Annotated in this window: 13 protein-coding genes; 2 read left to right on the top strand and 11 right to left on the bottom strand. The window is 70.2% G+C overall.

What is annotated here, in order from left to right; genetic code table 11:
- Positions 1 to 34: 34 nt before the first annotated feature.
- The 11 genes from AB0B35_RS05160 to AB0B35_RS05110 form a co-directional block, all read right to left on the bottom strand.
- Positions 35 to 841 carry a hypothetical protein gene (locus AB0B35_RS05160; protein WP_361040816.1) on the bottom strand — a complete coding sequence of 269 codons (807 nt, stop codon included), beginning with the start codon at positions 839 to 841 and terminating at the stop codon, positions 35 to 37.
- On the bottom strand, positions 838 to 1179 hold the full coding sequence (locus tag AB0B35_RS05155; protein WP_361040814.1) for a hypothetical protein: 342 nt from the start codon (positions 1177 to 1179) through the stop codon (positions 838 to 840). The genes AB0B35_RS05160 and AB0B35_RS05155 overlap by 4 nt, the downstream gene beginning before the upstream one ends.
- Positions 1176 to 1445, bottom strand: a complete 270-nt coding sequence (locus AB0B35_RS05150; RefSeq protein ID WP_361040812.1) for a hypothetical protein — start codon at positions 1443 to 1445, stop codon at positions 1176 to 1178. Before AB0B35_RS05150 ends, AB0B35_RS05155 begins: the two co-directional genes overlap by 4 nt.
- Before the next feature lie 147 nt (positions 1446 to 1592).
- Positions 1593 to 3674, bottom strand: coding sequence for an AAA family ATPase (locus tag AB0B35_RS05145; protein ID WP_361040810.1), 2082 nt, complete (start codon positions 3672 to 3674; stop codon positions 1593 to 1595).
- 4 nt (positions 3675 to 3678) lie between these two features.
- Positions 3679 to 4104, bottom strand: coding sequence for a hypothetical protein (locus AB0B35_RS05140; protein ID WP_361040807.1), 426 nt, complete (start codon positions 4102 to 4104; stop codon positions 3679 to 3681).
- Positions 4105 to 4112: 8 nt separating this feature from the next.
- Positions 4113 to 4412, bottom strand: coding sequence for a hypothetical protein (locus AB0B35_RS05135; RefSeq protein WP_361040804.1), 300 nt, complete (start codon positions 4410 to 4412; stop codon positions 4113 to 4115).
- Positions 4409 to 5281, bottom strand: coding sequence for an ABC transporter permease (locus tag AB0B35_RS05130; RefSeq protein ID WP_361040802.1), 873 nt, complete (start codon positions 5279 to 5281; stop codon positions 4409 to 4411). The genes AB0B35_RS05135 and AB0B35_RS05130 overlap by 4 nt, the downstream gene beginning before the upstream one ends.
- Positions 5278 to 5619 carry a hypothetical protein gene (locus tag AB0B35_RS05125; protein WP_361040799.1) on the bottom strand — a complete coding sequence of 114 codons (342 nt, stop codon included), beginning with the start codon at positions 5617 to 5619 and terminating at the stop codon, positions 5278 to 5280. The genes AB0B35_RS05130 and AB0B35_RS05125 overlap by 4 nt, the downstream gene beginning before the upstream one ends.
- Positions 5619 to 5927: a hypothetical protein gene (locus tag AB0B35_RS05120; RefSeq protein ID WP_361040797.1), complete on the bottom strand. Its 309-nt coding sequence runs from the start codon at positions 5925 to 5927 to the stop codon at positions 5619 to 5621. Before AB0B35_RS05120 ends, AB0B35_RS05125 begins: the two co-directional genes overlap by 1 nt.
- Complete coding sequence (locus AB0B35_RS05115; RefSeq protein ID WP_361040794.1) at positions 5924 to 6331, bottom strand: hypothetical protein; 408 nt, start codon at positions 6329 to 6331, stop codon at positions 5924 to 5926. Before AB0B35_RS05115 ends, AB0B35_RS05120 begins: the two co-directional genes overlap by 4 nt.
- Before the next feature lie 136 nt (positions 6332 to 6467).
- A complete protein-coding gene (locus AB0B35_RS05110) occupies positions 6468 to 6812 on the bottom strand; it encodes a hypothetical protein (RefSeq protein ID WP_361040791.1) in 345 nt (114 codons plus the stop codon).
- Positions 6813 to 7062: 250 nt separating this feature from the next.
- Between AB0B35_RS05110 and AB0B35_RS05105 the strand changes: the two genes are divergently transcribed.
- Both AB0B35_RS05105 and AB0B35_RS05100 read left to right on the top strand, forming a co-directional pair.
- Positions 7063 to 7929: a winged helix-turn-helix domain-containing protein gene (locus tag AB0B35_RS05105; protein WP_361040788.1), complete on the top strand. Its 867-nt coding sequence runs from the start codon at positions 7063 to 7065 to the stop codon at positions 7927 to 7929.
- Positions 7926 to 8630 (top strand): HAD family phosphatase, encoded by a 705-nt coding sequence (locus tag AB0B35_RS05100; RefSeq protein WP_361040786.1) that lies wholly within the window; start codon positions 7926 to 7928, stop codon positions 8628 to 8630. The genes AB0B35_RS05105 and AB0B35_RS05100 overlap by 4 nt, the downstream gene beginning before the upstream one ends.
- The last annotated feature ends 181 nt before the right edge of the window (positions 8631 to 8811 follow it).

The following is an 8811-nucleotide window of genomic DNA, read 5'->3' as shown; positions in this document are numbered from 1 at the left end:
ATCATCCGCCCACCCCCGATATCTCCACTGCCGCTTACACACTCTTACCCAACCCGCCGCTCTTCCGATCGGGCTCGCCGGGTAGCCGTCGCGCGTCGACGCGCGACGGGTCGCAGTAGGCGGTCCAGGCGCGGGCGACCGCGCCGGAACCGGGGAATAGGTCATCGAAGGTGTCGCCGGGTGTCGCGCCGAGCAGGTCGAAAACCCAGCGGGAGAACGCGGCCGGTTTCGCGCCGATCACGCGTCCGGGCAGCGTCGTCATCGGCGCGACCCCGTGCACCAGCGAGTCAGTACGCCGGGCCTGCCGGTCGTCGGGGTCGGCTGGTCGTCCGCCGTGGTAGATGACCGGCTCCCATGCGTTGAGCGGCCACCGGCTGGCGGTGGGTCGTTCCCCGCGGTGCCAGGCGGCGACCCGCACGCCGGGCGGGCACAGGGCCAGCACGGCGGGCAGGGCGCGGGCGGAGGTAGACAGCGCCCACCCGTCGTAGCCGGTCAGCCGCGCGATAAGCGCCGCGTGGTCTACCTCCCCGCCGTAGTCGGGGTGCTCGCGGTAGAGCCAGGCCTTGCCCGGATATGGCGGGTCGGCGTACGCGAGGCGTAGCGGGCGGCCGGGGTCGACGGCTACGCCGGGTGCGCCGACCGTGCGGGCGAACCGGTGCCGTGCTTGGCGGCACCTGGTCGAGCAGCACACCGCGTCCCGCCGCGCGGCCGGCGGGATGGGCTGGTGGCACCAGGCGCACAGCCGTCGCGTGTCGCCGGTGACACGCGACGGCTCGTAGGCGTCATGTCCAGCTGGGCGCGACGCGTCGTGTTCCGCCACGGCGTAACGCGTCGCGCTCACCGCGGACCTCCGGCGGCCAGGTCACCGGGGCCGAACACCCGATCGATAACCACGCGCGTCACGGCCAGCAGGTGGCGTGCCTGGGCCTGCGCTGTGTCCTCGTCGTCGGCCAGGCCGAGCACCACGCGCAGCTCTACGCGGTCGTGTCCCGCCTGGTCGCGGTAGCGGGTAGCGACGAACCGGCCCACGTCGGTGACCCACACCTCCGGGATGGAGGCGTGCTCTCCGCCAGGCAGGCGGCGCGCCGTGCAGTGGTGCGCGCGGGCGCACCACCCCGGGCAGCGCCGCTCGCTATCCAGGCGGATCGTGCGCTGCCCGGTCGTGAGTGCGCGGGTCATGACGCGTTCCCGTCCTTGGCACGTGCCGCGCGGGCCGCGTCGGTGTTGGCGTTGTGGACGGCGTTGTAGATCCGGCGTCCGATGCGCAGGCGCTTGCGGGAGCCGCCACACATCCGGCAGGAACGGAGCCTGCGCATGATCAGCGTCTTGCCGGTGCCCGTTCCGGAGCACCAATGGCAGCGGCCGAACGGCAGCGCCCAACACAGCAAGACATAGACGGTTATAGCGGCGGTGGCGATCAAGGTAGCGGCGAGTTCCGGTGTCATGAAGGGCCTCCCCAGGCCGATTCGGGGCTGGTTTCGGGCATGGCGCTACCCGCTACCTGTTCGCGTCGTCGCAGGTAGTGGGCGGGATGAGGGGTAGCGGACCGGGTAGCGCCAGCGCTACCCGGTCGTGTGCCGCTACCTGTCGCGCTACCGGCCGTCCGGGCCGGTTCGCGCGGCGAGGATCTTGCCGATGTCGGTCCGGCGGTAGCCCTTGAGGACCTTTCCGCCAACCTTCACGTCCACCGACGCGACACCCAAAGAGCGGGCGATCTCCGACAGGGCGTCGGGGGTCAGCCCCGGGTAGGCCTCAGGCCACCGCTCGACCAGCGCCGGTGCGGCGGCGGTCCAGTGCTGGCCGTTGCCGGCGGCCACGTCGACCAGGTCGGCCAGCAGGTCACGCGCGGGTGCCTGCTCGCCGGTGGCCTGCCGGTTGCCGCCGCGCAGCAGCAGCGCCCGAGCGAGGATCGCGGCGGCCTGGTCGTGGCTCGGGTACTGCGACCGCACCGCCGTGGGCACCGACCCGCCGGTCATGACGCCCCAGCCCGCATCGACCACGGGCCGGTACACGGTGCCGGTGATCCCGCGCTTGTACGCCCCGGTCCCGAGGATCATGTCGTTCTCGACCTGGCCCGCCACCGACAGGCACCAGCGGTTGGTGACGCAGCGGGTGATGTTGGGCGGGAGGCTGGTCTTGTCCGGGATCTGGGTCGCCAGGATGACGACCATGTTCAGCGCCCGCGCCCGCTTGATCAGCCGCTCTGCCGCATCGGCGGCATCCTTGTCGGCGGCGAACAGCTCGTGCGCCTCGTCGATGACGATGACGATCGGGTGCAGCCCGGACCCGCGCTTGCGCGCCAGCTCGGGCGTGACCTTGCCCTCCGGGGCGTGTCCGGCCTGCTTGGCGGCCAGGATGCGCTTACCGCGCCGCTCGGCCTCACCCAGCGCCCATGACAGGATCGCGCTGCCCTGCCGGATCGCGTCGTCGTCCACGCCGCACACGTACGTCGAGCACAGCGGCTCGAAGTCGATGAAGTCGCCGGTGCCCTTGAACTCGGCAATCTTGAACTCCACCGTCGGATCGAGCGACGCCATCAGCGCCAGCGCCCGCGCCGCGTACGACTTGCCGGAACCGGGCTGCCCGCCGATCAGGAACGACCGGGCGAACAGGCTGGTCTTGACCGGCCGCTGACGCTCATCCGAGCCGAACTCCTCCTCCTTGAACACGCTGGTCTGCGCGTTGGAGGCGACCAGCGCCCACCGCGGGGTGCCCATCTTGGAGGCGGGCTGGTAGCCGACCCACAGGTCGAGCTGTCCAGCGTGGTCGGGGCCAGCGCCCGGCCACACCTGGTCAACCGGCAGGCGCAGCGCCGAGGACAGGTTGCCTCGCCGGTCCAGGACCCGCACGGCCTCCATGCCGGCGGGCAGGTTCACCCGTGCCAGCCAGCCCGGCCCGTCGCGGTGGATGCCCGGGTGCACGAATTCGACCTGCGAACCCTCCGTTAGGCCGGGCAGGCGCAACGACACCAGCGCCGCCCGCACCTGGTCAGCCGTCAGGCGGGTGAACCGCGGCGACGTACTGACGCGGTCGGTGATCGGCTTGTCCGCCGGTCGGCCGACCCGCGCCGCCAGCAGCACCGCGCCGGTAAGGGCGGCGTACCAGCCGATCGGCGGCACCGCATCCGACACCGCCAGCGCCGAACCCCCACCGCACGCGGCCAGCGCCGCAGCGCCGACCAGCATCCATCGGGGCTTGGACTCCTTGGACCGGGTGCGGTTGAGCGACTGCCAGGTGTAGGCGTCGTTGTGGTCGGCGGCGTGCTGGCGCAGGCCCCAGTTGCCCTCCTCCGCACTCGCCCACCACAGCGCCCGGCCGACCAGCCGGGCCGCGCCGCGCGGGGCGTACAGCGCCGTCTTGATGGCGTACTTCGGGCCGCGCAGAGCGTGGAACGCGGCGAAGTAGCCGACGTTGTCGGCCAGGGCGCGCAGCGTCGCGCGCCGGGTGTGCGCCGACAGCAGCCACGCGGGCACCAGCGGCACCCGGCGGCGAGCGTCGCCGCTGGCCACATCCGACCACGTCAGCGTGGCCGCACTGTCCGGCGCGTCGACGGGCGCGCCCGCGCCGGGCTTGTAGACGGTGTACGACTCGGCGTCGACCGGCCCGCCCGGGGCGGGCACCGTGACGCGGGTGGGCTCGTCGTCGTCGCTGAACACGACAGGGGTCAAGGCCATCGGTCTACCTCCGGTCTGCGTCGAACAGGGCGGTGATCAGGCGTTCGTGCAACTGGGTCAGCAGCCGGCCGCGCGGCATCGTGGGCCGCTCAGCCTCACTGCGCATCAGCGCCTCAGCAGCGGCGACCGCGCCGCGCAGCTCGGCGAGCCGGTTGGACAGCCACGTGCACATCTGCTGAAGCTGATCGATCAGGGCACGCTGGCGGACGATCTCGGCGTGCAGCATCGGGCACTGCCCGCACGGCTGCTGCTCGCTCACACGCCACCCCCGCAGGCCGGGGCGGTTGTGCTGGTCATACTGGGTGCGCTCCTTCTGTGAGGGGTAGCGGGACACGGCGCGGTTTCTCAGGCCATGGGTCGTGTCCCGCGTGAACTGGTCGCCGCTCTGGCGGCCACCGCCGCGGGCCGGGGTGATGAGCCCGGCCCGCACGGAAGCGGTCAGCGTCGAGGGAACTGCGGGAGTGGAACGCGGGCGTACCCGCGCGCCGGGAGGATGCGCTTGTCCGGACGTACCGGCACCAGCCGCATGCCGCGCTGCTGGCTGACTTGCTCGGCCCGGTAGGCCAGCCAGGTCAGGTAGTCGTGCGCCCGTTCAAGGGCGTACTGCCGGTCGGCGTGCTCGTCGTTGAGCCGCTCGCCCACCCACGTGGCCAGCGACCGCAACTGCCCGGCGAGGTCGTCGTCCGGGCGCAGGTCCGGGTAGGTGTCGTCTGGGTGGTAGTCGTCGAGCCCGGTCACTGCTCGGTCTCTTCCTGGTCGGCGCGGACCAGGTGGACCAGCCCGGAGGCCAGGCCGAGCACGATGACGGGCAGGCAGGACACGGCAGTGGTGATCTGCCACGGGGCGGTGGTGATGCCCTGTGCCTCCATGAGGTGGTAGGCGACCTGCCCGCACATGCCGACCAGCAGGGACACGATCGTGGACCAGCGGGCGAAGCGGCGGGCGCGGGCGGAGATACCGGGGGTGAACCAGACCTTCAGCGCGAACGCGGCGTAGGCGTCCATGCCCAGCGGCAGCGTGATCGCGGTGTCAATCTTGAAGCTGTCCCAGATGCCCGGCAGCGGGTGCACGACACCGAACCCGGTCAGCCGTCCCAGCTCGACCCACCCGGCCCAGATCGCGATGAACGCGCCCAACCCCACGACCAGGATCGGCCAGGTCCGGATCTGAGGCTTGCGCCGGACCGGTACGGCCACGACCACAGGCACCGGGGCCGGGGCGGCGACCGGCAGGGGCGGTGCCGCGACAGGGATCGGGTCGGCGGCGGGCCGCTCGACCGGCGCGGCGGTGATCTTCGGCTCCGGGGCCACGTCGACCGCCGTCAGCGGCGACGGCGTGTCCGTGATCGGCGCGGCGGTGATCTCCGGCACCAGGTCCGGGCCCGTCGGGTCGGGCTGCTGCTGCGGGGCCGGGCCGGAGGTCAGGCGCTCGTCCGGCGCGGCCGCGGCGAGGGTCGCCAGGAGCGCTTTGGCCTTCTCGTCACCGATCCGGAACCGCTTCATCGTGGCGTTACGCGACGGGGCGGTGCCCAACTCGGCAGCCCACAGCTTGAAGTCGTCGACCAGGGCGGCGACGGCGGGCGGGTAGACGCTAGTGGGTGCGGTCATTTCGAGCCTCCAGTGAGTGGGTGACGGCGCTCGGCGGTCGCGTACACGCGCACCACGCCGGGCCGGGAAGTCGGGTAGGGGTCGGACACGCCGGTCAAGGTCGTGGCGTCGTCCAGGACGGTCAGCAGGTTGGCCACGTCAGCGGCGGGGCCGATCAGCCGCACCTGCACCGGTTCGCCCGGCGCGGCCAGGGAATCCAGGGCGGCGCGGTAGAGGGCGTGCCGCTGCCCGGCGCGCAGCCGCGCGATCAGCGCGGCAGCCTGGGCGGCGGACAGCTCACCGCGGGCGGCACGCCGGGCGATGTCGCCGATTGCGCGGCCAACACGGGTGCGCGCCATCAGACCTCCACCTCCGTGTCGGTGGCCTGCCGGTCGGTCTTGTGCAGCTCACACAGGTACGTGCGACCGGCCGCGGTCTGGCGGGAAGAGGTGGCCCGGCGGCGCGAAGGGACCGGTCGGCCCGCCTCGTACGCGGCGGCCTGGGCGTGCCCGCAGTCCTCGCAGTCCCGCTGACCGCGGAACGTGGCGTAGCGGACCTGGCCCGGCTCCAGCGGCGGCGGCGCGGCCGGGCGAACCCTGACCGGCGCGGCCGGCACCTCGACCGGTGCGCCGGTGAACAGGTCGAGCTGCCCGGCGAACAGGCTCACCGCGTCGCCTCCCGCCTGGCGGCGGCGGCGCGGGAACACGCGAACCGGTAGGGCCGGTTGCGGCGGTCACAGATCGCGGCCAGGCGGCGGCGCACCTCGGCGCGCTCCAGGTCGGTCAGCTCCAGCACCTCACCGCGCATCGCCCGGCGGACCGCGACCTCATCGACGTAGGACGGGTCCGCCTCCAGGTCGAGGGGCAGGCCGCATTCCAGGGCGAACATGAAGTCGTCGTGCAGGGCCTGTGTCCATGCTGCGCCGCAGGCGACACCGCCGACCAGGTCGGCAAGGTCGTGGCCGTGGGTGGCGCAGTTGCGGGCCGCGACCGCAGCCAGGGGGTGGGCGATGGTCAGCCGGGCCGCGCCCGGTTCGTCGGCAGGGGCCGACGCGATAGCCTGGGTAGGCATCGTGATTCCTCTCTGAACAGGTGGGACGGGGTGCGAAAGACCCCGGCGGGGGCCAATCCCGCCGGGGTCGCTTGCTGTCCGCCGTCTGGCGGCCACCGCGCGGGCCGGGCAGATGCCCAGAGCCGCACGGAAACCGTCAGCGCAGACGAGCCCGGCGTGACCGGGCCGGCTTGCGGCAGTCGTTGCAGCAGCCGTCATCTGGGGGCTGCGCCACCAGCCGGCCACACGCGCACTCACGCCACGCGGCCGACGAACGGATCGAGACACGAACAGATGCGGCGAGGCTCATCACGTCCACCTCTTCCAGGTCAGTAGCGGTCAGGAGCAGGTGCCAGCCGGGCGCGGCCAACATGGACCGCGCCCGGCGCGAATCATTCGGGCCGACAAGCGGCCAGATGATCTGTGCAAATAGCGCCAACCAGGACTGCTCGTTCGCCCCGCTCGCCTGGGATCTACCGGGGTCGGCCACCGTGTGGCTCAAGGCAGGGATGCTCGGAGCGGCCGTGGCCAGCGCCTTTTCCTGTCGCTATGAAATTCTCAAGGCACAATCGCCGCGGTTAGTCGTCGCGCACGGCGCAGCCGAAGCCACCCCGCAGTCCGGACTTTGCCGAGCTAGCGAGCAACCTGGCTAGCCAGGTCGGTCAAGAAGAACCGTAGGTGGACCTGGCTAGCCAAGTCAAGCCTTGCACTCCAACTTTCCCAACTTGGCTAGTCAGCGCTATGGTTCTCGGGTGGCGAAGAACCTTGACTTTCTCGGCGAGCTGGACCCTGACGACCCCACGCAGTCGTCGCAGCAGATCGCTAACAAGCTGCGGGCCGCGATCCTCACCCGTCGCCTAACACCCGGCGACAAGCTGCCGTCTCAGCCGGAGCTATCAGTGCACTACGGAGTGGCCCGGGAGACCGTGAAGCGGGCGACGGAGATCTTGCGCAGCGAACGCTTGATCGTGAGCCGGCAGGGCAGCGGCGCTTATGTGCGTGCCCAGACGCAAAAGGCAAGGGAACTTGGACCGCATATCGAGGAAGCCTTCGGCGGGCCGCATGTGACCGTGGACTTTGCAGGGTTTTCGGGCGAAACCCTACGAAACGCCATCGCCGGAGCGCTGGACAAGATCCGTGATGGCAGCATCGCGCCCGAGACGATCGCAGTTCGGCTACTGATCCCTGATATGAGCGTGCCCATGGCCCTGCCTGCGCGCGCCGAGACGAAGGCAGATGATCCCGCGGTACGCGAACGTGCGGAGCGGATCACGAGGCGCGCTGTGGACGCGATAGTGGAACAAGTAACCGAAATCCGTGACCTCGGGCTTGTTCGCTCCGCCACTGTGGAAGTCCGGATGCACGGCGCAGCGCCGCTCTTCAAGCTCTACGTACTCAACTCAGACGAGGTGTTCTTCGGCTACTACCCCGTGGTTGAGCGCGCTGTCGCGATTAAGGGCGAGCCAATTTCGATCTTCGATCTGTTGGGCAAGGACGTGCCACTGTTCCACTACGCGGTCACGGATGAGGACGCCTCACATGGAACGCAGTTCGTGGAGTCATCCAAGGCGTGGTTCGACTCGATGTGGAGCACCATTGCCTACGAGTACCTCGCATGACGAGGTCGAGCGGGCTCGACAGCCTGCTTGCGCCGAGTCGGCGGCTGCTACTGCTGGACTTTGACGGGCCAGTGTGCAGCATCTTCGCCGGGTATACAGCACCCGTCATCGCGAGCGAACTGGTATCGCTGGTCCGCCAGATGACACTGATCGCCCCGGAGTATTTAGCAAAAGAGAGTGATCCACTGGAGGTTCTTCGCTGGGTTGGCGCGAATGGTGCGCCCACCGAAGTTCGCACCGTAGAGGAAGCACTTTGTGCTGCTGAGCTGCAGGCAGTCGAGTCAGCGGAAGCAACTCCATTTGCCCGCGAGGTGCTAGTTGCTGCGTTTGATCTCGGACTGCGGATCGCGATCGTGAGCAACAACTCAGCGGGTGCGATACATGCATATCTCGAAAAGTATCAACTAGATGCCTACGTTAGTTCGATTGTCGGTCGGGCGTTCGCTGACCCCGGCCTGATGAAACCCAACCCTGCACCGATTATTCAGGCTGTGCGCTCATTTGCGGTCGAGCCAGCGGACTGCGTTCTCATCGGCGACTCAATCGCAGACATCGAGGGTGCCCACGCGGCTGGCGTAGCGGTGATCGGTTACGCCAACCGTCGACACAAGGCAACCCGCTTTGCCGCGGCTGGGGCGGACGTCGTGGTGACGAGCATGGAGGAGATCATGCAGGCGCTCATCAAACGTCCGCCTAGCTAGCCATCGGCCGGGTGACCGCCGGTTCGCGATCGAGAGCGCACGGAGACATGGGTGGTCACGGCCGAGCAGGTGCCGTTCGGTGGTCGGAAGGTCGCCAGCATCGACGTACGCAACCCAATCAGGGTCGAGGATCGGGGCGTTATGCCGTAAGCGGCGGGGCGGGTTGACCGGTGCCCTTCGT

Origin of the sequence: Catellatospora sp. NPDC049133 (assembly GCF_040648455.1) — a bacterium.
Taxonomy (GTDB): Bacteria; Actinomycetota; Actinomycetes; order Mycobacteriales; family Micromonosporaceae; genus Catellatospora; species Catellatospora aurea.
Note: the sequence above shows the minus strand (reverse complement) of the source record. Positions and strands in the feature narration are given on the sequence as shown.

Bases quoted from the DNA above. Each gene is read 5' to 3' on its own strand.
- AB0B35_RS05155 (WP_361040814.1), bottom strand. From the start codon at position 1,179: ATGACCCGCGCACTCACGACCGGGCAGCGCACGATCCGCCTGGATAGC.
- AB0B35_RS05150 (WP_361040812.1), bottom strand. From the start codon at position 1,445: ATGACACCGGAACTCGCCGCTACCTTGATCGCCACCGCCGCTATAACC.
- AB0B35_RS05145 (WP_361040810.1), bottom strand. From the start codon at position 3,674: ATGGCCTTGACCCCTGTCGTGTTCAGCGACGACGACGAGCCCACCCGC.
- AB0B35_RS05130 (WP_361040802.1), bottom strand. From the start codon at position 5,281: ATGACCGCACCCACTAGCGTCTACCCGCCCGCCGTCGCCGCCCTGGTC.
- AB0B35_RS05125 (WP_361040799.1), bottom strand. From the start codon at position 5,619: ATGGCGCGCACCCGTGTTGGCCGCGCAATCGGCGACATCGCCCGGCGT.
- AB0B35_RS05115 (WP_361040794.1), bottom strand. From the start codon at position 6,331: ATGCCTACCCAGGCTATCGCGTCGGCCCCTGCCGACGAACCGGGCGCG.
- AB0B35_RS05100 (WP_361040786.1), top strand. From the start codon at position 7,926: ATGACGAGGTCGAGCGGGCTCGACAGCCTGCTTGCGCCGAGTCGGCGG.